The sequence below is a fragment of the Kosakonia sp. genome (genome assembly GCF_032104925.1).
Lineage (GTDB): Bacteria > Pseudomonadota > Gammaproteobacteria > Enterobacterales > Enterobacteriaceae > Kosakonia.
The window spans coordinates 15,864-38,905 of sequence record NZ_DAMCGF010000006.1; the positions used below are offsets into that span (position 1 = coordinate 15,864).

Here is a 23,042-nt window from a genome sequence, read left to right on the forward strand (position 1 = left end):
CATGCACGACGAAATGTACATGGCGCGGGCGCTGAAACTGGCGCAGCGCGGGCGTTTTACAACTCACCCGAACCCGCGTGTCGGCTGCGTAATTGTCAACAATGGCGAAATTGTCGGCGAAGGTTTTCATTACCGCGCTGGCGAACCGCACGCGGAAGTTCATGCGCTGCGCATGGCGGGCGAACGGGCTCGCGGCGCGACGGCGTACGTCACGCTCGAACCGTGCAGCCATCACGGACGCACACCGCCATGCTGTGAAGCGCTGATTAATGCCGGCGTTGCGCGCGTGGTTGCCGCAATGCAGGATCCGAACCCACAGGTTGCCGGGCGCGGTTTGTATCGCTTGCAGCAGGAGGGCATTGAAGTCAGCCACGGGTTAATGATGAGTGAAGCCGAAGCGCTGAATAAAGGCTTTCTCAAACGCATGCGCACCGGGTTCCCTTACGTGCAACTCAAGCTTGGCGCGTCGCTTGATGGCCGTACCGCGATGGCCAGCGGCGAAAGTCAGTGGATCACTTCAGCGCAGGCGCGCCGTGATGTACAGCTTTTACGCGCGCAAAGCCACGCGATACTGACCAGCAGCGAAACGGTGCTGGCGGACAATCCGGCGCTGACCGTGCGCTGGGCAGAGTTAAATGCGGATACACAGGCGCTTTACCCGCAGGAAAATTTGCGTCAACCGGTACGCATTGTTGTAGACAGCCAGAACCGGGTGACACCGCAGCATCAATTAGTCGGCCTGCCGGGAGAAACCTGGTTTGCCCGCACGCGCGCCGATGCGCGCCAGTGGCCAGAAAATGTGCGTGAAATTATTGTGCCGGAACATAATGGCCACGCCGATCTGGTCACGCTGATGATGCTGCTCGGCAAACAGCAGATCAACAGTGTGTGGGTCGAAGCGGGTGCGCACCTTGCCGGCGCGTTACTGCAGGCAGGTCTGGTGGATGAGCTGATTGTCTATCTGGCACCTACACTGTTAGGCAGCGATGCGCGCGGTCTGTGCGTGCTGCCGGGGTTATCGGCGCTTGCGGACGCACCACACTTTAAATTCAATGAGATACGTCAGGTTGGCCCGGATGTCTGCCTGCATCTCACTCATGCGTGATGCCTGCTGTAAAAGGGAAGCAGCGCGTAAAATATTATGCTAAAATCCGCCCCCCTGCGGGGTCCGAACTGAACCTGTGAAGGAAGTGTATGAACATTATTGAAGCCAACGTTGCTGCTCCGGACGCTCGCGTCGCCATCACCATTGCGCGTTTCAACAACTTCATCAACGACAGCCTGCTGGAAGGCGCGGTTGATGCGCTGAAACGCATCGGTCAGGTGAAAGATAACAACATCACCGTTGTGTGGGTGCCTGGCGCTTACGAACTGCCGCTGGCGGCAGGTGCGCTGGCCAAAACCGGCAAATATGACGCGGTGATTGCACTTGGCACCGTGATCCGCGGCGGTACCGCGCACTTCGAATATGTTGCTGGCGGTGCAAGCAATGGCCTGGCGCATGTTGCCCAGGACAGTGAAATCCCGGTGGCTTTCGGCGTGCTGACCACTGAAAGTATTGAACAAGCCATCGAACGCGCTGGCACCAAAGCCGGTAATAAAGGTGCGGAAGCCGCACTGACCGCGCTTGAAATGATTAATGTATTGAAAGCCATCAAGGCCTGATTTTTGTAAGGGGAATTCCGTGAAACCTGCTGCTCGTCGCCGCGCTCGTGAGTGTGCCGTCCAGGCGCTCTACTCCTGGCAGTTGTCCCAGAACGACATCTCTGATGTTGAATACCAGTTCCTGGCAGAGCAAGACGTTAAAGATGTTGACGTCCTGTATTTCCGCGAGCTGTTGACCGGGGTGGCGACTAATAGCGCATATCTCGATGGCTTAATGAAGCCTTACCTGTCCCGTTTGCTCGAAGAGCTGGGCCAGGTCGAGAAAGCGGTATTGCGTATCGCACTGTTCGAACTGTCCAAACGTGATGATGTGCCGTACAAAGTGGCGATCAACGAGGCTATCGAACTGGCAAAAACCTTCGGCGCTGAAGACAGCCACAAGTTTGTTAACGGCGTGCTGGATAAAGCCGCACCTGCGATCCGTCCCCACAAGAAGTGATCCGCAAGCCGGAAACTGGCGCTGCACGTTGCGCGTCGGTTCCGGCTTTTTCTTTTTTCTACAGAGGCATAACGTATGGCATGCGGCGAATTTTCCCTGATTGCCCGTTATTTTGACCGCGTACGAAATTCCCGTCGCGATGTAGAAACTGGCATCGGCGACGACTGCGCGCTACTCAATGTTCCCGAAAAACAGACGCTGGCGATAAGCGTCGATACGCTGGTGGCGGGCAACCATTTTCTGCCGGATATCGATCCGGCCGATCTGGCGTATAAAGCGATGGCATCGAATCTCAGCGATTTGGCGGCGATGGGTGCCGATCCGGCGTGGTTAACGCTGGCTCTGACGCTGCCCGAGGCGGATGAAGCCTGGCTGCAAGCCTTTAGTGATAGCCTGTTCGAACAGCTCAATTACTACGATATGCAACTGATTGGCGGCGACACCACGCGTGGCCCGCTGTCGATGACGATTGGCATTCATGGTTATGTGCCGGTTGGGCGGGCAATGAAACGTTCTGGTGCAAAGCCGGGTGACTGGATCTATGTCACCGGTACGCCGGGCGACAGCGCTGCCGGGCTGGCGATTTTGCAACAGCGTTTAGCCGTGAACGATAGCGCTGATGCACAGTATTTGCTCAAGCGCCATCTACGACCAACGCCGCGCGTATTGCAGGGGCAGGCGCTGCGCAATCTCGCAAGTTCGGCGATTGATCTCTCTGATGGCCTGATTTCTGACCTCGCGCATGTGCTGAAAGCCAGCGGCTGCGGCGCGCGTATCGATCTGGATGCGTTGCCATTTTCCAACGCCGTTCGCCGCCATGTTATGCCGGATCAGGCGCTACGCTGGGCGCTTTCCGGCGGGGAAGATTACGAGTTGTGCTTTACCGTGCCGGAGCTGAACCGCGGTGCGCTGGATGTCGCGATTGGTCAGTTGGGTGCGCCTTTTACCTGTATCGGGCAGATCAGCGCGGATATTGAAGGGTTGCATTTCACCCGTGACGGCAAAGCCGTGACGCTTGACTGGAAAGGATATGACCACTTTGCCGCGCACTAAAGATGTGGCTAAAAGCCGTCTCAACTTACGCAACCCCTGGCATCTGCTGGCTACTGGCTTTGGTAGCGGTTTAAGCCCTATCGTTCCGGGAACGATGGGATCGCTGGCGTCGATTCCCTTCTGGTGGGCGATGACCTTTTTGCCCTGGCAGCTCTACTCGCTGCTGGTGATGTTTGGGATCTCGCTTGGCGTTTACCTCTGCCACCAGACGGCAAAAGATATGGGTGTGCACGATCACGGCAGTATTGTCTGGGATGAGTTCATCGGCATGTGGATAACGCTCATGGCGCTCCCGACCAATGACTGGCAATGGGTCGCCGTGGGGTTTGTGCTGTTCCGTATTCTGGATATGTGGAAGCCGTGGCCGATCCGCTGGTTTGATCGTAATGTTCACGGCGGAATGGGGATCATGGTCGATGATATTGTCGCCGGGATCATCGCCGCCGGGCTGCTCTATCTGATTGGCCATCACTGGCCGCCTGGCCTTATCTGAGCTTTCCCTCTCCCGGCGGGAGAGGGAGGTTTCGCGTTTACTTAAAGCCAACCACTGGATGCGGTTTATATGGCGTCTCCAGCTCGGCTATCTGCTCCGGTTTCAGCGTTAAATCCACCGCGCCCAGCAAGTCGTCCAGTTGCTCTTCACGCGATGTACCGATAATCGGCGCGGCAACACCGGGTTTACTCAGCAGCCACGCCAGCGCGACCTGTGCGCGCGATGCGCCAATCTCTTCTGCCACACCCGCCAGCCGCTCGGCGATCTGCGCGTCGTTGTCATCCGTTTCGCTGTATAGTGTTTTGCCAAATTCATCCGACACCAGACGCGCAGTGGTTTCCCCCCACGGGCGCGTTAAACGACCGCGCGCCAGCGGGCTCCACGGAATAACCGCCACGCCCTCTTTGTAGCACAGTGGTAGCATCTCGCGCTCTTCTTCGCGGTAGATCAGATTGTAGTGATCCTGCATGGTGACAAAGCGCGCCCAACCGTTTTGCTCCTGCAATGCTAACGCCTGGGAAAACTGGCGGGCGTGCATTGATGATGCGCCGATATAGCGGGCCTTACCGGCTTTAACAACCTCGTCCAGCGCTTCAAGTGTCTCTTCGATAGGCGTGGTGTAATCCCAGCGATGAATTTGCAGTAAATCCACATAGTCCATGCCAAGACGCCGCAGGCTGTCGTCAATGGAGCGCAAAATTTGCGCGCGTGACAGGCCTTCGGGCAGGTCGCCAACCTGGTGATACACTTTGGTCGCGACGACCACATCTTCGCGGCGGGCGAAATCACGCAGCGCCCGGCCAACAATCTCTTCACTGCTGCCGTCTGAGTAGCTGTTTGCGGTATCGAAAAAGTTAATCCCGCCTTCCAGGGCGCGTTTGATGATGGGGCGGCTGCTCTCTTCGGGCAAAGTCCAGGCGTGTTTACCGCGATCCGGTTCGCCAAACGTCATGCAGCCCAGGCAAAGGCGGGAAACCTTCAGGTCTGTTTTTCCTAATGTGTTGTATTGCATGGTTCCACTCCTGCTTGTCAAAACGTACGTTTAAGCATAGCAGGAGCGGATGGGGGAGGGTCAGGCAAGCCAGTTTCTGATGCGGGATTCAATGCCTGCGGCATTCAGGCCTATTTCAGCGCGGGCTTCATCCTGCGTACCCTGCGGGATAAAGAAATCCGGCAGCCCAAGATTCAGCACCGGTACAGGTTTGCGGTGGGCCATCAGCACTTCATTCACGCCGCTACCTGCGCCACCGATAATGGCGTTTTCTTCCAGCGTTACCAGCGATTCATGGTGTGCGGCGGTTTCCAGAATCAGCGCCTCATCCAGCGGTTTGGCAAAACGCATATCGATAAGCGTGGCGTTCAGCGCTTCGGCGGCTTTTTCGGCCTCCGGCAATAGCGTGCCAAAATTAAGAATTGCCACTTTTTCGCCACGGCGTTTCACCACACCTTTGCCGATAGGCATTTTTTCCAGCGGTTGCAGCGGCACACCAACTGCATTACCGCGCGGGTAGCGCACCGCGCTTGGGCCATCTGCGTAGTGATAGCCGGTAAACAGCATCTGGCGACATTCGTTTTCATCGCTCGGTGTCATCACCACCATTCCCGGGATGCAGCGCAGATACGAGATATCAAACGCCCCCTGGTGAGTCTGACCGTCCGCGCCAACGATCCCGGCGCGGTCGATAGCGAACAGCACCGGCAGTTTCTGGATCGCCACATCATGAATAACCTGATCGTAGGCGCGTTGCAGGAAGGTGGAGTAAATCGCCACCACCGGCTTGTAGCCGCCAATCGCAAGACCTGCGGCAAATGTCACCGCGTGCTGTTCGGCAATCGCCACATCAAAGTATTGATCCGGGTATTTGCGTGAGAACTCGACCATGCCGGAACCTTCACGCATCGCCGGTGTGATCGCCATCAGCTTGCTGTCTTTCGCCGCGGTTTCGCACAGCCAGTCGCCGAAAATCTTCGAATAGCTCGGCATGCCGCCGCTGCTTTTTGGCAGCGTTCCGCTGGTCGGATCGAATTTCGGTACGGCGTGGAAAGTGATCGGATCTTTTTCGGCCGGTTCATAACCGCGCCCTTTTTTGGTCATGATATGCAGGAACTGCGGGCCTTTCAGATCGCGCATATTGCGCAGCGTCTGCACTAACCCCAGCACATCGTGACCGTCGACCGGGCCGATATAATTAAAACCCAGCTCTTCAAAGAGCGTACCCGGCACCACCATGCCTTTGATGTGCTCTTCGGTGCGCTTAATCAGCTCTTTAATCGGCGGTACGCCGGAAAGCACTTTTTTGCCGCCTTCGCGCAGCGTGGAGTAGAGCTTGCCGGAGAGCAGCTGCGCCAGGTGATTATTCAGCGCGCCGACATTCTCAGAAATGGACATCTCGTTGTCGTTTAACACCACCAGCATATCCGGGCGGATATCACCCGCGTGGTTCATGGCTTCAAATGCCATGCCAGCGGTGATCGCGCCATCGCCAATCACGCAGACGGTGCGGCGCTGTTTGCCTTCTTTTGCCGCCGCGACGGCGACACCAATACCGGCGCTAATGGACGTCGATGAATGGCCTACGCTCAGCACGTCGTATTCGCTTTCGCCGCGCCAGGGAAAAGGGTGCAACCCGTTCTTCTGGCGGATGGTGCCGATTTTGTCACGACGTCCGGTCAGAATTTTATGCGGATACGCCTGATGGCCCACGTCCCAGATCAACTGATCAAACGGCGTGTTGTAGACGTAATGTAGCGCGACGGTCAATTCAACCGTGCCAAGCCCGGAGGCAAAGTGCCCGCTGGAGCGGCTCACGCTGTCGAGCAGGTAGCGGCGCAGTTCGTCGCATAGCTTCGGCAGGCTCTCTTTCGGCAGCAGGCGCAACTCTTGCGTGGTATCAACCAGCGCCAGCGTCGGGTATTTGGCTATATCAAAACTCATCAGAGACTCATCGTGGTGTTTTCGTTATTTATCACGCTGGATTATGTAATTCGCCAGTGCTTCCAGTGCCGTCGTATCCAGCGACTGTGCCGCAAGCAGGCTTAAAGCTTGCCGGGCGTCGTCAATCAGGTCGCGGGCTTTTGTCCGGGCTTGCTCAAGGCCCAGTAGTGCGGGATAGGTGCTTTTCCCCAGTTGCTGGTCAGCGCCCTGGCGTTTGCCAAGCGTCGCAGTATCGCCGACAACATCCAGAATGTCATCCTGAACCTGGAACGCCAGACCAACGCATTCGGCATAGCGATCGAGCAATGGCAGGGCTTCGCGGCCTTTATCCCCAGCGCTTAGCGCGCCCATTCGCACCGCTGCGCGAATCAGCGCGCCGGTTTTGTGGCGATGGATCTGCTCCAGTTCAGCCAGCGAAACCCGCTTGCCTTCCGCTGCGAGATCCAGCGCCTGGCCGCCGCACATTCCTGCGACGCCGCTGGCGTGAGCCAGTTCCGAAACCATCGCGAGCCGGTCACGCGCATCGACTTCTGCCATTGGCGCATCTGCAAGAATGGAGAAAGCCAGAGTTTGTAACGCATCACCCGCGAGGATGGCGCTGGCTTCACCAAACTTAATATGGCATGTCGGTAAACCCCGGCGGAGATCATCATCATCCATGGCGGGCAGATCGTCGTGGATCAGCGAGTAAGCGTGAATACACTCCACCGCCGCTGCAGGCGCATCCAGCGTTTGCTGGCTAACGCCGAACATGTTGCCTGTGGCATAAACCAAAAAAGGACGCAGACGTTTACCGCCTAATAATGCGCCATAGGAAATGGCCTCAACCAGAGGAGTGTTCTGAAAGGGCAGTGGCGCGATAAATCGGCGCAGCGCTTCATTGGCCTGAGAGACACAGGCCTGTAGCTGTTGATCGAAATCCATTTATTCAGCGTCCGGAGCAAAAGGCGTAAGGGGAGCCTCTTGTGAATCAGAGAGCAGGATCTGCACGCGTTGTTCCGCTTGCTGGAGTTTCACCTGTCCCTGGCGCGCCAGCTGCACGCCGCGTTCGAATTCATTGAGTGCCTCTTCAAGCGGTAGATCGCCGCTTTCAAGACGAGTGACAATCTGTTCCAGTTCGCTTAGCGCTGTTTCAAAACTGGCCGGTGCGTCGTTTTTCTTTGGCATAGTGAATGTCTGACTCTTCTATTGTTCTGGCTCAACGTAGCTATGGTAGCGAAGTCACGGCGCTTAGCAAATAACGCGCAATGGTAATGCAATGTGCGCAGCTTTATTGCGATGGTGGTATACTCCTGCGCCTGGATGCAGCCGCGGGTATGGGGCTGCTGTACTATTTTCCTATACAGGCCCAGCCGGGCTTGCCAACGAACCATTGCCGCCATGAAGTTTATCATTAAATTGTTCCCGGAAATCACCATCAAAAGCCAATCTGTGCGTTTGCGCTTTATTAAAATTTTGACCGGGAACATTCGTAACGTTCTGAAGCACTACGACGAGACCCTCGCCGTTGTCCGCCACTGGGATCATATCGAAGTGCGCGCCAAAGATGAAATTCAGCGCCTGGCTATCCGCGACGCGCTGACCCGTATTCCGGGCATCCACCATATTCTCGAAGTGGAAGATGTTCCTTTCACCTCGCTGCACGACATTTTTGAGAAAGCGCTGGTGCAGTACCGCGAGCAGATCGAAGGTAAAACCTTCTGCGTGCGCGTTAAACGCCGCGGCAAACATGAGTTTAGCTCGATTGAAGTTGAACGTTACGTCGGCGGCGGTCTGAACCAGCATGTCGACTCTGCGCGCGTCAAACTGACTCACCCGGATGTGACGGTGAATCTGGAGATCGAAGACGATCGCCTGCTGTTAGTGAAAGGCCGTTATGAAGGTATTGGCGGTTTCCCGATCGGCACTCAGGAAGATGTGCTGTCGCTCATCTCCGGCGGTTTCGACTCCGGCGTTTCCAGCTATATGCTGATGCGTCGCGGTTGCCGCGTACACTACTGCTTCTTTAACCTGGGCGGCGCCGCGCATGAAATTGGTGTTCGCCAGGTCGCGCACTACCTGTGGAACCGTTTTGGCAGTTCTCACCGTGTACGGTTTGTGGCGATCAACTTTGAGCCAGTGGTCGGTGAAATCCTCGAAAAAGTGGATGATGGCCAGATGGGCGTGGTGTTGAAACGCATGATGGTGCGCGCAGCGTCAAAAGTGGCTGAACGCTACGGCGTGCAGGCGCTGGTGACCGGTGAAGCACTGGGCCAGGTTTCCAGCCAGACGCTGACCAATCTGCGTTTAATCGATAACGTTTCTGACACGCTGATTTTGCGCCCGCTTATCTCTTACGATAAAGAGCACATCATCGATCTGGCGCGTGAAATCGGTACTGAAGATTTCGCCCGTACCATGCCGGAGTATTGTGGTGTGATCTCGAAAAGCCCAACTGTAAAAGCGGTGAAGGCGAAAATCGAAGCGGAAGAGGAACATTTCGACTTCTCCATCCTCGATAAAGTGGTCGCTGAAGCGAGCAATATCGATATCCGCGAAATCGCCCAGCAGACCCAGGAAACCGTGGTCGAAGTTGAAACGGTCAATGGTTTTGGCCCGAACGATGTGATCCTGGATATCCGCTCTATTGATGAACAGGATGACAAACCGCTGAAGCTGGAAGGGATCGACGTGGTTTCGCTGCCGTTCTATAAACTGAGCACCAAATTTGGCGACCTCGATCAGAACAAAACTTGGTTGTTGTGGTGCGAACGTGGCGTGATGAGCCGTCTGCAGGCGCTCTATCTGCGCGAGCAGGGTTTTACCAACGTTAAAGTTTATCGCCCATAAAAAACTGCCGGAGAGGGTGACCTTTTCCGGCAGTTTTCGCGTTACTTTGCATTGAAAGCCCGGCAGGCATCGCACCGCCGGGCTTTTTGTTTTCAGGCTTCGTAGTAGTTATAAATTCCGGCAGCCATCACCAGTTGTGACGCCACTTCGTGCGCTTTTTCGCGCCCCACCAGTAAGTCAATGATCTTCAAACCAAAATCGATGGCGGTACCCGGCCCCTGGCTGGTGAGCAGATTAACGCGCGGATCCCACACGACGCGTTTATCCTGCCACTGTTCGGCGGGAATAGTCTCTTTCAGGCCTGGAAAGCCGGTCATATTGCCCAGCGGGAAAATCTCATGCGGCACCAGCACGGTGCCCGCCGCCGCACAAATTGCGGCGACGATACGGCCCGAGAGGTGAAACTGGCGCACGGTTTCCACCAGTAACGGACTATCGCGAAAACACTCCGCCCCTTTCAGACCGCCGGGCAGCACAATCACGTCGTAATCGCCATCGGCTACTTCTACTAACGGCGCATCCGCCAGCAGTTTTACGCCGCGTGAGCAAGTAACGACCAGGTTGCCATCACTGGCGACGCTGGCGGTAGTAACGGCAATTCCACCACGTACCAGCAGATCAATAGTGGTGACCGCTTCGGTTTCTTCACTACCAGGGGCGAGACATATCAGAGCCGATGCGCTCATACTCACTCTCCTTACGTTTAATCATTTCATACAGACGGGCGTTTTCCGGCACCGCAATACCGTGCGCGCGGGCGCGTCTGAGCAGGTAACCCGTAATATAATCACACTCGGTATGGCGCATCGCGCGTACGTCCTGCAGCATAGATGAGATATTTTCTGCCGTGTTTTCAATAATCTGATTCACGTAGCTCAGTAAATCATCGGCAGAAATATGGTGGCCTTCACGTTCAATCACCGCAGCAACTTCACGCGTCACCTTTTGGATCTCCTCCGGGAACGCTCGCAGATCGCCATTTTTACAGTCATGCAGCGCGGTTAACGGGTTGATGACGCAGTTCACCGCCAGCTTGCGCCACAGCGCCGGACGGATCGTGTTATGCCAGGCCACGTCCGGCAGCACATCCTGCAGGATGTCGGCCAGATAGCTGAACTCGCCATCCTGCTGTCGCGCCGGGCCAATGTGCGTGGTACCGCTGGCAACGTGCACGATAACGTTGCCATCACGGCGCGCAGCATGAGTAGTCGTACCGATCAGTAACGGATTCGCCAGTGCTTTCAACTCTTCGACAGTACCCATGCCGTTGTGAATCAGGAGCACGGGGGTTGAAGGTGAGAGTGTTGCTGCCAGCCCTTTCACCGCATCGGAAACTTGCCACGCTTTTAACGTCACCAGCAATAAATCGCTACGCGCCAGGAATTCAGGATCGTTGGCCGTCAGGGATTCGTTAAATATTGAGCCGTCTTCATCAACGACATTCACACTGCAAAATGGCTGTGGCACGCGCAACCAACCCTGTACCTCATGTCCCTTTTTACACAACGCGGTTAACCACAATTGCCCTAAAGCACCGCATCCGAGTACGGTAATTCTCATTTATCCTCCTCACCTGCAACGTCGCCAGGTGTTGCTTTCACCATTATAGCGCTGTCGGCTAAGCTTCCCGTATTACAAGTTGAGTTATGCCTCGTTGCGGGTATTATGCAACGCAACAAATGCAGAGGGAGAAGAAAAGATGCCATCTTTCGATATCGTTTCCGAAGTTGAAATGCGTGAAGTGCAAAACGGCGTTGAGAATGCGACCCGTGAAGTAGGGACTCGCTTTGATTTTCGCAACGTTGAAGCCACGTTTGAACTGAACGAAGAGAAACAGACCATTAAAGTTCTGAGCGAATCCGATTTCCAGGTTAACCAGCTTCTGGATATTTTACGCGCGAAATTGCTGAAACGCGGCATTGAAGGGGCGTCGCTGGACGTGCCGGAAGAGTTTGTACACAGCGGCAAGACCTGGTTCGTGGAAGCAAAACTGAAACAGGGTATTGATGCAGCGACGGCGAAGAAAATCATCAAGCTGATTAAAGACAGCAAGCTGAAAGTGCAGGCGCAGATTCAGGGCGAAGAAATTCGTGTGACCGGGAAATCCCGTGATGACTTGCAGTCTGTTATGGCACTGGTGCGCGGCGGTAATCTTGGCCAGCCGTTCCAGTTCAAAAACTTCCGCGATTAATGTGCGCGCTCTCTCCCCGGCGGAGAGAGCGTGTCGCAGCGTTAACCCGCTACGGCTTGTTCAACCTCAAAGCGGTTAGTGACCTTACTGTCAATCTTGACGTAAGCGCTACGCTCTTCGGCAACCACCAATACTTCACTTACTCCCTTTGTTGCCAGCAAACGTTTTTCCAACGCTTCATTGATGGTGACATTTTCCGGGATCGCGATGCGCAGGCTGCTGACATAGGGCGGTTCCTGCATGGTGCCTGCGACAAGCAGCCAGACCATCGCCAGCAATGCACCGGCAAGAAATACCGTTTGTGAATCAAACAGACCATCTACCCAGCCGCCGAGCGCGCCGCCAATTGCCACGCCGATAAACTGGCTGGTGGAGTAAATCCCCATCGCCGTGCCTTTATAGCCCGCGGGCGCTTCTTTGCTGATTAACGAGGGTAGTAATGCTTCCATCAGGTTAAAGGCGAGGAAAAAGATCTGTACACCAATGACAATTTCCCAGAAATGTGGCCCCGCGCCCCACAACACGATTTCCGCAATCAGCAACAGCGCCACGCAGAACACGAAAACGCGCTTCATGCGGCGCTTCACTTCGGCGTAGATAATAAATGGCACCACCGAAACGAAAGAGATAAGCATGGTGACCAGGTAGATTTTCCAGTGATCCGGTGCGAGAAAACCGGCGGCTTCGAGTTGGCCTGGCAGGGCAACAAACGTCGACATCAGCAGGATATGCAGGCACATAATGCCAAAGTTGAGTTTTAGCAGCTTCGGGTTGACCATCACCATCTGGAAACAGTCTTTCACCATGCCGGATTCGCGGTTACGCACATGTTGCTGACTGTCTGGCACGACCCAGATAGTCAACGCAATACCGGCAGTTGCCAGCCCGGCAATCATCCAGAACAGCGCATGCAAACCCAACTGATGTGTGATAATCGGGCCAAGAACCATGGCGATGGCGAAGGTGACGCCAAAACTAACGCCGATAAAGGCCATCGCTTTAGTGCGATTCTGTTCGCGAGTGAGATCGGAAAGAAGCGCCATAACAGCGGCGGCGATGGCACCGGAGCCTTGTAATGCGCGGCCAAGAATAATGCCCCAGATAGAATCGGAAAGGGCGGCAATCACGCTACCGGCGACAAAAATCGCTAACCCGCCAACGATAAGCGGCTTGCGGCCGATGCGGTCAGAAAGCAAGCCAAAGGGAATTTGAAACACGGCTTGCGCGAGGCCATAAATACCAATCGCCAGACCGATGAGCGCTTCACTGGCGCCCTGCAGCGCCATACCGTACGTGGTCAGAACGGGCAGGACCATAAACATGCCGAGCATGCGCAGTGAGAATACAGTCCCTAAACCCCAGGTGGCGCGCAACTCGCCTGGCGTCATTTTATAATCGTTCATTACCACCTCAATTTGAAAACCGGACATAGTGTAGTGCGGGGGCAGGGCGGGGTAAATAACAGCTTAATTAACAAATATTACCTGTAGAGCGGGGCGTTTGGGCATGAAAAAAGGGTGCCGTAGCACCCTTTATAATGGCGGTTTGGATCACCAGACGTAGGTCAACAGGTTATGGGAATCCGGCACCATAAAATCGACCGACATCATCACGCTGAGCGAGGTGATAGCGACAATGGAGAAGACGAACAGTTTGCGCGCCCACACCTTGTCATCCTCAACTTTATAACCACGTAGCGCCATACCCAACCACCAGAGGCTTACCGCTGCGGCAACGACCAGGTATTTGTAACCGGCGTAGCCGCCAAGCGACAGCATCAGGGTGGCGATAGCGAACGCCAGGATGTAGAGCGTGATATGGTTTTTCGCCACGGAAATACCTTTCACCACCGGCAGTACCGGGATATTCGCTGCCTGATAATCCTTAAAGCGGAAAATCGCGATGGCATACGAGTGAGGCATCTGCCACAGGCTGAAAATCGCCAACAGGATCGCCGCGCCGCTGTCAAACTCGTTGGTGACGGCGCAGTAGCCAATCACCGGCGGCGCAGCGCCGGAGAGTGAACCAATCAGCGTACCGTAAACAGAGTGGCGTTTCATATACAGGCTGTAGACGCCCACATATACCACGAACCCCATTACCCCGAGCCAGCAGGCCAGCGGGTTGGCGCCAAACCACAGCAGCATGAAGCCAGCAATACCCAGCAAGGCGGCGTAAACCAGCGAGACTTTTGGCGAGATCAGCCCTCTGACCAGCACCCTGTTTTTCGTCCGTTCCATCTTTTTGTCGATGTCACGATCGATGTAGTTGTTAAAAACACAACCAGAGGCGACCACCAGCGACACACCAATCAGCGTGTAGATGAACAGGGGGTAATCAATGTGGCCTTTAGAGGCCAGCAGGAATCCCCCGATCACGGAGATCAAGTTGCCAAAAATAATGCCCGGTTTCGTGACTTGCAGGTATTGCTTAAACATACTTCGCCGCTCTTATCGAACCATCATGTTGTAGTTGAGGTTCCACATAATCCAGATGGAACCTACCACCACGATCGCGATGATCAGCACAGTAAAGACGAAAGCCGTCATGTTCCAGCCTTCATCAGACTTGGTGTTCATGTGCAGGAAGCACACCAGATGCACCAGAATCTGTACCACTGCTGTCACCAGCACAGTGCCGAGAATCGCCACGTGGGACGCAGTACCGCTCATCACCATCCAGAACGGGATCACCGTCAGGATGATCGACAGGATAAAACCTGTCATGTAGGTTTTTACGCTACCGTGGGAAGCGCCATGATCGGTTGAATGACTCATTACATCGCCCCCATCAGATAAACGACTGAGAATACACAAATCCATACGACGTCCAGGAAGTGCCAGAACAGGCTCAGGCACAGGATACGCGTACGGTTTGTACTGGTCAGGCCGCGACGGGAAATCTGGAACATCAGCACTGCCATCCAGATCAGACCCGAGGTCACGTGCAGACCGTGGGTGCCAACCAGCGCGAAGAACGCTGACAGGAAGCCGCTGCGATCCGGACCCATACCTTCAACAATCAGGTGATGGAATTCATAGAGTTCCATCCCGATGAAGCCTGCGCCGAACAGCCAGGTCAACGCCAGCCAGGAAACAACCTGGCTTTTGTTGTTCTTATACATGGCGATCGCCGCCATGCCATAGGTGATGGAGCTGAACAGCAGCAGGGCGGTTTCCACCAGAACGAACGGCAGTTCAAAGATGTCTTTACCCGACGGGCCACCCGCCGTGTTATTCACTAACACGGCATAGGTCGCGAACAGGATCGAGAACAGAATGCAGTCGCTCATCAGGTAGATCCAGAAACCGAAGACTTTGGTCGGTCCTGAATCATGGTGCCCATGTTCGTGCGCGTGGGCGTTCGCAGTCGTCAGAGTATCAGTTGCCATTTTTCAGCCCTGCCTTTTTGATCTCATCGAAATGCTGGTTTTCCAGTTTTTCGATTTCTGCAACCGGTACGTAGTAATCCACGTCCTCGTCAAAGCTCTTCACAATCCAGCTAATTACGATGCCGGCGAAACCGACGATCGCCATCCACCAGATGTGCCAGATCATGGCAAAGCCAAACACCGTTGCGAAAGCGGCAATAACAATGCCCGCACCGCTGTTTTTCGGCATATGAATTTCTTCATAATGCGCAGGTTGCTTGTACGCTTCGCCTTTTTCTTTCATTTCCCAGAATGCATCACGCTCATGAACGTGTGGCACTTCAGCGAAGTTGTAGAACGGCGGCGGAGAAGAGGTTGCCCACTCCAGCGTACGGCCGCCCCACGGGTCACCGGTCAGGTCACGGTTGAGGTGACGGTCGCGGATGGAGACGTAGTACTGAATCAACTGGCACAGAATACCGCAGGCAATCAGCGCAGCGCCGCAAGCGGCAACCACCAGCATTGAGTGGAACTGTGGATCGATCTGCTGGCTCAGGCGACGGGTCATACCCATAAAGCCCAGCACATACAGCGGCATAAATGCTACGAAGAAGCCGATGATCCAGAACCAGAACGCGCGTTTACCCCAGGTTTCATTCAGGGTGAAGCCAAACGCTTTCGGCCACCAGTAAGTGATACCCGCAAAGCAACCAAATACCACACCGCCGATGATGACGTTATGGAAGTGAGCAATCAGGAACAGACTGTTGTGCAGCACAAAGTCCGCGCCCGGTACCGCCAGCAGTACGCCGGTCATACCGCCCACAGAGAAGGTCACGATAAAGCCGATGGTCCACATCATTGCTGAATGGAACACGATACGGCCCTGGTACATGGTGAACAGCCAGTTGAAGATCTTCACCCCGGTCGGGATGGCGATAATCATGGTGGCGATACCGAAGAAGGCGTTAACGTTCGCGCCTGCACCCATGGTGAAGAAGTGGTGCAACCAAACGATAAACGACAGTACGGTAATACACACGGTCGCCCAAACCAGCGAGGTGTAACCGAACAGACGCTTACGCGAGAAGGTCGCGGCGACTTCCGAGAACACACCGAATACCGGCAGAACCAGGATGTACACTTCCGGATGGCCCCAGGCCCAGATCAGGTTGATGTACATCATCATGTTGCCGCCCATTTCGTTGGTGAAGAAATGGGTACCCAGATAGCGGTCCAGGGTCAGCAGCGCGATGGTGACAGTCAGGATCGGGAACGAGGCGATGATCAGCACGTTGGCGCACAGCGATGCCCAGGTAAATACCGGCATCTTGAACATGGTCATGCCCGGCGCACGCATCTTCAGAATGGTCACGAAGAAGTTGATACCGGTCAGCGTCGTACCGATACCGGAGAGCTGAAGCGCCCAGATCCAGTAATCAACCCCGACACCAGGACTGTATTCAATTCCCGATAGCGGAGGATAAGCCAGCCAGCCAGTCTGCGCGAATTCACCCACGCCGAGAGACAGGTTAACCAGGATCACACCGACAACCGTGAACCAGAAGCTCAGGTTGTTCAGGAACGGGAACGCCACGTCGCGAGCGCCGATCTGCAGTGGGATCACCACGTTCATCAGACCGATAACCAGCGGCATTGCTACGAAGAAGATCATGATCACGCCGTGGGCGGTGAAGATCTGATCGTAGTGGTGCGGCGGCAGGAAACCTGCTTCACCCGCCGAGGCGAGTGCTTGCTGGCTACGCATCATGATGGCGTCAGCAAAGCCACGAATCAGCATCACAATACCGACGATGCAGTACATGATACCGAGCTTTTTGTGGTCAACCGAAGTCAGCCACTCTTTCCACAAGTAGTTCCACTTACCGAAGTAAGTAATCAGGGCCAGTAATGCCAGGCCACCGATGATAATGGCAGCCACCGTAACCACAATAATGGGTTCATGGTAGGGGACTGCATCCAGTGTCAATTTTCCGAACATCGTTTTCTTCCTCGACCCCTTAGTGAGAGGTTTCCGCGTGGCTCATGTCCATGCCTTCCATACCTTCGTGCTCGCTATGCTCGCCCTTCGGTTGGTTCATGTCCATGCTCATGCCGTGGCCCATAAATTTGTTGATAACGTCTTTAAACAAATCGGGTTTCACGCTGGAGAAGTATTCAACCTTGTTGTATTCGCTTGGCGCAGCAAGTTTGTCATACGCTGCCATATCCGGCAGGGTATTCGGAGCTTGTTTCGCTTTTGCGACCCACTGGTCGAATGCGGCACGGTCCGGCGTAGCAATTGCTTTAAACTTCATACCCGAGAAGCCCGGGCCGCTGTAGCTTGCGGAGATACCATCGTAGGTACCAGCTTCGTTGGCGATCAGATGCAGGTTAGTCTGCATACCGGCCATCGCATAAATCTGGCTACCCAGTTTCGGGATAAAGAACGAGTTCATCACGGAGTTGGAGGTCACTTTGAACTGAACCGGAACGTTAGCCGGGAAGGCGATTTCGTTCACGGTAGCAATGCCCTGCTCCGGATAGATGAAGAACCATTTCCAGTCCATAGAAACAACTTCAATGGTGATCGGTTGTTCGTCATGGGCTAATGGTTTGCTCGGTTCGAGCGCGTGGGTGGTTTTCCATGTCAATACGGCGAGGAACAGGATGATCAGAATAGGTACCGTCCAGACCACAGCTTCCACTTTATTGGAGTGTGACCAGTTAGGGCTATACTTCGCATCTTTATTGCTCGCACGATACTTCCAGGCGAAACCAACGGCCATCAAGATGGCGGGAATAACGACAATCAACATCAGGCCAAAAGCCGTCAGTATCAGTGAACGTTGCTCCAGTCCAATCTGTCCTTTGGGGTCAAGAAGTGCAGAATCGCAGCCACTGAGTAAAACAGTACCGGCGATTAATGACAACCATCCCAAACTTTTATTGTATTTCCTGAGTCTCATTTAACGACCTCAATTCCACGGGATCTGGTGGCGCTTAAAGTGTGCGGGCATTTTACGGAAAGGTTACGTTACTGTAAACATGATTGGCTCCGTGTCAGTAAGGTGTTACTGGCTTTTGCCGTTTATGTCACATCGAATGCAACAATCTGTAAAAAAAGCGATTCGCACTGCCAGAGAGTGAGATTATAACGGAAAAATTACATGACAATCAGTCCAGGGGGTAAATTGGTATAACCAATCAGTTAAATATACATTTATTTAACAAATATCCAGCAAATATCGAACATTATTGGAACGAATTTGAAACCCAACAATTAATAACCGTGCTGAATCGTTAAAGAGTAGCCTTTAATTTATAAGGCACAAAACAATTAAGATTTTTTTATTTGCTCAATTTGAATTAGGCGATTTGCTAAAAAGATGCGGTGTTTAATTATTGAACATAATAATAACTGCGGTGAATTGTTTTAGGTCGTTTTTATTTTTTGGTGGCCTGATTTTAATAGGAAAATAGCCAGTAAATATATTCTTAAGCGATTTTATTTGCCATTTTACTGTTTTTTAACATTTCGAGGCTTTGACGCCAAAAAAAGCGCCCGCAGGCGCTTTTTTATCACGTCGTTTTAACACGTTATAGCAACTCTGTTTTACGTAGCGCCAGCAGATCCAACACACCGCCAAACACAATGCCGATAAACGCTAACAGTGCGCCCCATTCCAGCAGCGTGGTGCCGAAAGACCAGTCGGTAAACCCTGCGGCATTGATCATTAACACCAGCAGCCAGCATCCTAACAGTACGCAACCGGCGCTCAGTATGCGCAGCGCCAGCCGGTAGGCCGTAGCGTATTCGGTTCTGCAGAGAAAACTTTCACTCTGTTGCGTAAATGCCAGTGTTTTTTTGCACAGCATCAGCAATAACAGACCGGGAAGCGCGGCCACAATCGAAAAGAGATAGAACGTCGACCAGCTGTAACTTTCAACAAACCAGCCAGCCAGCGGGCCGACATAGACGCGTCCTACCGCCGATAGCGCCGAGAGCAGAGCAAACTGCGTTGCGGAGAAGGATTTGTTGCAGAGCGTCATTAATAGCGCAACAAACGCCGCAGTCCCCATGCCGCCACACAAGTTTTCTAAAAAGACGGCTGAACCCATCGTAAAAATGCTTTTCGCCGTTATCGAAAGCAGCCAGTAACCGGCATTCGAAATGGCCTGCAGTACGCCGAAAATTAACAGCGCACGGAACAGGGATAACCGCTGCATCAGTACGCCGCCAAACAACGCGCCGATAATCGTGGCGATAAGCCCCAGCGTTTTGTTCACCACTCCCACTTCTCCGGCGTCAAAACCAACGCCGCGGATGAGAAATGTTGTTGTCAGGCTCATGGCGAACGCATCGCCCAGTTTGTACAGCACTATTAATAGAAGAATAAGCCAGGCGTTGTTACGCCCAAAGAAATCACGCAGCGGCTCGACAACGGCGCGTTCCAGCGTTTTCGGCACCGGAATCACATCCTCTGGCTCCGGTGCGAGCAGGGTGGCGATAATGCACGGGACCAGTAGCACGGCCATCAACCAGTACATTCCCTGCCAGCCGAGCCAGCGATCCGCCAACCATAAAGCCAGTCCTCCGGAAACCAACATTCCGAGTCGATAGCCCAGCACGCTTATTGCCGCACCTGCGCCTCGCTCTTCGAGCGGCAGTACATCCGTTTTCCAGGCGTCGAAAACAATATCCTGAGACGCAGAGCAGAAAGCGATAAGCACAGCCAGCGCCGCCATCCAGCGCAGATGGTTGGCCGGATCGAGGAAACCCATTGCGGCAATCGACACTAGCAGCAGAATTTGCGTGAGGAGCAGCCAGCCGCGACGACGCCCGAGTAAAGGCGGCGTGTAGCGATCCATCAGCGGCGACCACAAAAACTTAAACACGTAAGCCTGGCCGACCAGAGAGAAGAAACCGATGGTTTTTAAATCGATGTTTTCAACGGTCATCCACGCCTGGAGCGTGCCGCTGGTCAGGGCGAGAGGCAAACCGGAAGCAAAACCCAGAATCAGCAGGATGGCTGATTTCGGTTGGGTGAAGATACGTAAGTAGTGACTGGACATGAGTTAAAAACTGGCCCGGAAAACCGGGCCAGAAAAAGATTAACGAGCGTTTTGCTTGATGAAGTCGTGAATGCTGGTGTCCTGAGACATATCAGCGATGGTGTCAGTCAACACGCTGTTAACCGCACCGGCAATCTTGTCGTTGGTAGCCTGGAATGCGCCTTCGACGTTATAGCTTGCGCGGTAGTTTTTGGTCATCTTGTTGCCGTTCGCAGCAGTCGCGATGATTGCGATATCCGCTTTGGTCGCGATGTTGTAGCGGACGTTGCCCTGAGAGACATCCGCATATAGCTGGTTAACAATAATCTGCAGGTTTACCGCGCCGTTCGGCCCGATCATATAACCGCGCGCGGTCATCTGTTTTTCCAGCACTTCTTGCAGCAGGAAACGCAGATCGCGGGAGGCTGTCAGGGTAACCAGCTGGTTATCGCGTGTCACTTTGGCCAGCGCTTGATCCGGGCGCTGATCGGCACCGTTGATGCTCACGGTGACACCCATCAGGCTTGGATCCTGCTGCGGCAGAGTAATTTTTGGGGTGACATCAAGTGTTGTCGGTGGGGTTGCGCACCCGGCCAGCATAAATAAAGCGACCAACGGAAAGAGTAGTTTTTTAAACATGTTCAGGCTCTCAAGGATCTAAGCTTCTGGGGGAAAATTCTCGCCATCATAACATTGCCGCTGTTAAGAGGAAGTCCTCAATGCATGGAAATTCATCGTCTTGTGCTTTTTTTGCCGTCAAAAACCGTTTTATGGGCAATGCCACGCAAAAAAAGCTGCTTTCAGTAGAGTTCATCCCCTTGAGCGGGAAAATAGGACGAACGCTAATTTTTTGTTGTTTTATTGTTATAGAGACGGTAAAAGCGGCTAACATTTAAAGAGATGGCTGGCATCTCAGCGTTGTCGGAGGTGTAATATCATGATGATGCGTGAACAAATAGAAGCAAAGCTGAAGGCGGCGTTTGAGCCCCTCATTCTCGAGGTTGTTGACGAGAGCTATCGTCACAATGTCCCCGCAGGTTCTGAAAGTCACTTCAAAGTTGTACTGGTGAGCGACCGTTTTACCGGAGAGCGTTTTCTTAACCGTCATCGCATGATTTACGGCACGTTGGCAGATGAACTGTCTACGACGATTCATGCACTGGCTCTGCATACTTACACACTTAAGGAGTGGGAAGGTTTGCAGGATACCCTGCTAACCTCGCCAGCCTGTCGCGGTGCCGGAAGCATCGCGTAGAAAACCTGGTTGCAACAGCCCAAACTTTTCCAGTATGTTGCATGCAGATTATGTAAAAACGGCCTACGGGCCGTTTTGTTTTGTCTGAATTTTGAGCGAGAAACGCCCTTTTTTGAGCGAAATTGCTTCAGAAGTGTGAAAAATGACGCACCATTGCGACATTCCCGTTCTCGACTCATATCTGTGATGCCGCTATAATGCTGCGTCTTATTTTTCGGAATGTCTTCGGGATGATTCTGACGACAGGGAATGTATATCTGATTTGAGAGAACATCCCGGTTCTGCAAGCGAAACGGTTTGCTTCGCAGAGTAGAGTTGACCGAGCACTGTGATTTTTTGAGGTAACAAGATGCAAGTTTCAGTTGAAACCACTCAGGGCCTTGGGCGCCGTGTAACGATTACAATCGCTGCTGACAGCATCGAGACCGCTGTGAAGAGCGAGCTGGTCAACGTAGCGAAGAAAGTGCGTATTGACGGCTTCCGTAAGGGTAAAGTACCGATGACTGTTGTTGCTCAGCGTTATGGCGCGTCTGTTCGCCAGGACGTTCTGGGCGATCTGATGAGCCGCAACTTTATCGATGCGATCATTCAGGAAAAAATCAACCCAGCTGGCGCGCCGAACTATGTTCCGGGCGAATACAAACTGGGCGAAGACTTCACGTACTCTGTAGAGTTCGAAGTGTACCCGGAAGTTGAGCTGAAAGCGCTGGATACCATCGAAGTTGAAAAACCGGTTGTTGAAGTGACCGATGCTGACGTGGACACCATGCTGGAAACGCTGCGCAAGCAGCAGGCGACCTGGAAAGACAAAGACGGCGCTGCTGACGCTGAAGATCGCGTGACCGTTGATTTCACTGGTTCCGTTGATGGCGAAGAATTCGAAGGCGGCAAAGCCACTGATTTCGTACTGGCAATGGGCCAGGGTCGTATGATCCCGGGTTTCGAAGACGGTATTAAAGGCCACAAAGCGGGCGAAGAGTTCACCATCGACGTGACCTTCCCGGAAGAGTACCACGCAGAAAACCTGAAAGGTAAAGCGGCGAAATTCGTCATTAACCTGAAGAAAGTTGAAGAGCGTGAACTGCCGGAACTGACCGAAGAGTTCATCAAACGCTTTGGCGTGGAAGATGGCTCCGTTGCGGGTCTGCGCGCTGAAGTACGCAAAAACATGGAGCGTGAGCTGAAAGGCGCGGTGCGTAACCGTGTTAAATCTCAGGCGATTGAAGGCCTGGTGAAAGCGAACGAAATCGACGTTCCGGCCGCACTGATTGACAGCGAAATCGACGTTCTGCGCCGTCAGGCTGCACAGCGTTTCGGTGGCAACGAGAAACAAGCTCTGGAACTGCCGCGTGAGCTGTTCGAAGAGCAGGCAAAACGTCGTGTTGTGGTTGGTCTGCTGCTGGGCGAAGTTATTCGTACCCACGAGCTGAAAGCTGACGAAGAGCGCGTTAAAGGCCTGATCGAAGAGATGGCTTCTGCATATGAAGATCCGAAAGAAGTGATCGAATTCTACAGCAAAAACAAAGAGCTGATGGAAAACATGCGTAACGTTGCGCTGGAAGAACAAGCGGTTGAAGCGGTTCTGGAAAAAGCGAAAGTGACTGAAAAAGCCACTTCCTTTAACGAACTGATGAACCAACAGGCTTAATCGACTTCTGCGATAGCTAAAAGCAATAAGCCCGTCACCTGCTTGCTGGTGACGGGCTTTTTTTATCGCATCAGGACTATCAGATCTGTGCTAAAAGGTCGTTTCAGTG

General features: G+C 53.7%; 23 protein-coding genes. 9 read left to right on the top strand and 14 right to left on the bottom strand.

Annotated features, from left to right (window positions below; genetic code table 11):
• Position 1 precedes the first annotated feature (1 nt).
• The 5 genes from ribD (at position 2) to pgpA (ending at position 3,650) form a co-directional block, all read left to right on the top strand.
• Positions 2 to 1,105, top strand: a complete 1,104-nt coding sequence (gene ribD / locus RT644_RS13625; RefSeq protein WP_020456755.1) for a bifunctional diaminohydroxyphosphoribosylaminopyrimidine deaminase/5-amino-6-(5-phosphoribosylamino)uracil reductase RibD — start codon at positions 2 to 4, stop codon at positions 1,103 to 1,105.
• 89 nt (positions 1,106 to 1,194) lie between these two features.
• The gene (ribE, locus tag RT644_RS13630) at positions 1,195 to 1,665 is read left to right on the top strand and encodes a 6,7-dimethyl-8-ribityllumazine synthase (RefSeq protein ID WP_020456756.1); all 471 of its coding nucleotides are present in this window, start codon (positions 1,195 to 1,197) and stop codon (positions 1,663 to 1,665) included.
• A gap of 19 nt (positions 1,666 to 1,684) precedes the next feature.
• Positions 1,685 to 2,104 (top strand): transcription antitermination factor NusB, encoded by a 420-nt coding sequence (gene nusB / locus RT644_RS13635; protein WP_017458863.1) that lies wholly within the window; start codon positions 1,685 to 1,687, stop codon positions 2,102 to 2,104.
• A 75-nt stretch (positions 2,105 to 2,179) separates the two neighbouring features.
• Complete coding sequence (gene thiL / locus RT644_RS13640; protein ID WP_020456757.1) at positions 2,180 to 3,157, top strand: thiamine-phosphate kinase; 978 nt, start codon at positions 2,180 to 2,182, stop codon at positions 3,155 to 3,157.
• Positions 3,135 to 3,650, top strand: a complete 516-nt coding sequence (gene pgpA / locus RT644_RS13645; protein WP_020456758.1) for a phosphatidylglycerophosphatase A — start codon at positions 3,135 to 3,137, stop codon at positions 3,648 to 3,650. Before thiL ends, pgpA begins: the two co-directional genes overlap by 23 nt.
• A 37-nt stretch (positions 3,651 to 3,687) precedes the next feature.
• Here pgpA and RT644_RS13650 read toward each other — a convergent pair whose 3' ends face one another.
• Genes RT644_RS13650 through xseB form a run of 4 tightly spaced genes read right to left on the bottom strand, consistent with a single transcriptional unit; the run spans position 3,688 to position 7,752 of the window.
• A complete protein-coding gene (locus RT644_RS13650) occupies positions 3,688 to 4,662 on the bottom strand; it encodes an aldo/keto reductase (protein WP_313627052.1) in 975 nt (324 codons plus the stop codon).
• Between the two features lie 60 nt (positions 4,663 to 4,722).
• Positions 4,723 to 6,585 carry a 1-deoxy-D-xylulose-5-phosphate synthase gene (gene dxs / locus RT644_RS13655; protein ID WP_313627054.1) on the bottom strand — a complete coding sequence of 621 codons (1,863 nt, stop codon included), beginning with the start codon at positions 6,583 to 6,585 and terminating at the stop codon, positions 4,723 to 4,725.
• Positions 6,586 to 6,609: 24 nt separating this feature from the next.
• On the bottom strand, positions 6,610 to 7,509 hold the full coding sequence (gene ispA / locus RT644_RS13660) for a (2E,6E)-farnesyl diphosphate synthase (RefSeq protein WP_045509236.1): 900 nt from the start codon (positions 7,507 to 7,509) through the stop codon (positions 6,610 to 6,612).
• Positions 7,510 to 7,752: an exodeoxyribonuclease VII small subunit gene (gene xseB, locus RT644_RS13665; RefSeq protein WP_017458869.1), complete on the bottom strand. Its 243-nt coding sequence runs from the start codon at positions 7,750 to 7,752 to the stop codon at positions 7,510 to 7,512.
• A 213-nt stretch (positions 7,753 to 7,965) separates the two neighbouring features.
• Between xseB and thiI the strand changes: the two genes are divergently transcribed.
• On the top strand, positions 7,966 to 9,414 hold the full coding sequence (thiI, locus tag RT644_RS13670; RefSeq protein ID WP_313627056.1) for a tRNA uracil 4-sulfurtransferase ThiI: 1,449 nt from the start codon (positions 7,966 to 7,968) through the stop codon (positions 9,412 to 9,414).
• Positions 9,415 to 9,506: 92 nt separating this feature from the next.
• On the opposite strand, the gene yajL is transcribed toward thiI, so the two are convergent.
• A complete protein-coding gene (gene yajL / locus RT644_RS13675) occupies positions 9,507 to 10,100 on the bottom strand; it encodes a protein deglycase YajL (protein WP_045509234.1) in 594 nt (197 codons plus the stop codon).
• Positions 10,063 to 10,974, bottom strand: coding sequence for a 2-dehydropantoate 2-reductase (panE, locus tag RT644_RS13680; RefSeq protein WP_020456764.1), 912 nt, complete (start codon positions 10,972 to 10,974; stop codon positions 10,063 to 10,065). The genes yajL and panE overlap by 38 nt, the downstream gene beginning before the upstream one ends.
• Before the next feature lie 139 nt (positions 10,975 to 11,113).
• Here panE and RT644_RS13685 point away from each other — a divergent pair, with 139 nt between their 5' ends.
• Positions 11,114 to 11,605: a YajQ family cyclic di-GMP-binding protein gene (locus tag RT644_RS13685; protein ID WP_020456765.1), complete on the top strand. Its 492-nt coding sequence runs from the start codon at positions 11,114 to 11,116 to the stop codon at positions 11,603 to 11,605.
• 41 nt (positions 11,606 to 11,646) lie between these two features.
• Here the strand turns inward: RT644_RS13685 and RT644_RS13690 are convergent, their stop codons facing one another.
• The 8 genes from RT644_RS13690 to RT644_RS13725 form a co-directional block, all read right to left on the bottom strand.
• A complete protein-coding gene (locus RT644_RS13690; protein ID WP_313627059.1) occupies positions 11,647 to 13,008 on the bottom strand; it encodes an MFS transporter in 1,362 nt (453 codons plus the stop codon).
• Between the two features lie 147 nt (positions 13,009 to 13,155).
• On the bottom strand, positions 13,156 to 14,043 hold the full coding sequence (gene cyoE / locus RT644_RS13695) for a heme o synthase (protein ID WP_017458875.1): 888 nt from the start codon (positions 14,041 to 14,043) through the stop codon (positions 13,156 to 13,158).
• A gap of 12 nt (positions 14,044 to 14,055) precedes the next feature.
• On the bottom strand, positions 14,056 to 14,382 hold the full coding sequence (locus RT644_RS13700; RefSeq protein ID WP_017458876.1) for a cytochrome o ubiquinol oxidase subunit IV: 327 nt from the start codon (positions 14,380 to 14,382) through the stop codon (positions 14,056 to 14,058).
• Positions 14,382 to 14,996, bottom strand: coding sequence for a cytochrome o ubiquinol oxidase subunit III (locus tag RT644_RS13705; RefSeq protein ID WP_017458877.1), 615 nt, complete (start codon positions 14,994 to 14,996; stop codon positions 14,382 to 14,384). Before RT644_RS13705 ends, RT644_RS13700 begins: the two co-directional genes overlap by 1 nt.
• Positions 14,986 to 16,977, bottom strand: a complete 1,992-nt coding sequence (gene cyoB / locus RT644_RS13710; RefSeq protein ID WP_020456767.1) for a cytochrome o ubiquinol oxidase subunit I — start codon at positions 16,975 to 16,977, stop codon at positions 14,986 to 14,988. The genes RT644_RS13705 and cyoB overlap by 11 nt, the downstream gene beginning before the upstream one ends.
• Before the next feature lie 19 nt (positions 16,978 to 16,996).
• Positions 16,997 to 17,944, bottom strand: coding sequence for a cytochrome o ubiquinol oxidase subunit II (gene cyoA, locus RT644_RS13715; protein WP_017458879.1), 948 nt, complete (start codon positions 17,942 to 17,944; stop codon positions 16,997 to 16,999).
• Between the two features lie 631 nt (positions 17,945 to 18,575).
• Entirely contained in the window at positions 18,576 to 20,051 is a 1,476-nt protein-coding gene (ampG, locus tag RT644_RS13720) for a muropeptide MFS transporter AmpG (RefSeq protein ID WP_313627062.1), read from the bottom strand.
• Positions 20,052 to 20,090: 39 nt separating this feature from the next.
• Complete coding sequence (locus tag RT644_RS13725) at positions 20,091 to 20,669, bottom strand: lipoprotein (protein ID WP_017458882.1); 579 nt, start codon at positions 20,667 to 20,669, stop codon at positions 20,091 to 20,093.
• 298 nt (positions 20,670 to 20,967) lie between these two features.
• Between RT644_RS13725 and bolA the strand changes: the two genes are divergently transcribed.
• Positions 20,968 to 21,285: a transcriptional regulator BolA gene (gene bolA, locus RT644_RS13730; RefSeq protein ID WP_017458883.1), complete on the top strand. Its 318-nt coding sequence runs from the start codon at positions 20,968 to 20,970 to the stop codon at positions 21,283 to 21,285.
• Between the two features lie 349 nt (positions 21,286 to 21,634).
• The gene (gene tig, locus RT644_RS13735) at positions 21,635 to 22,933 is read left to right on the top strand and encodes a trigger factor (protein ID WP_020456770.1); all 1,299 of its coding nucleotides are present in this window, start codon (positions 21,635 to 21,637) and stop codon (positions 22,931 to 22,933) included.
• Positions 22,934 to 23,042 lie beyond the last annotated feature (109 nt).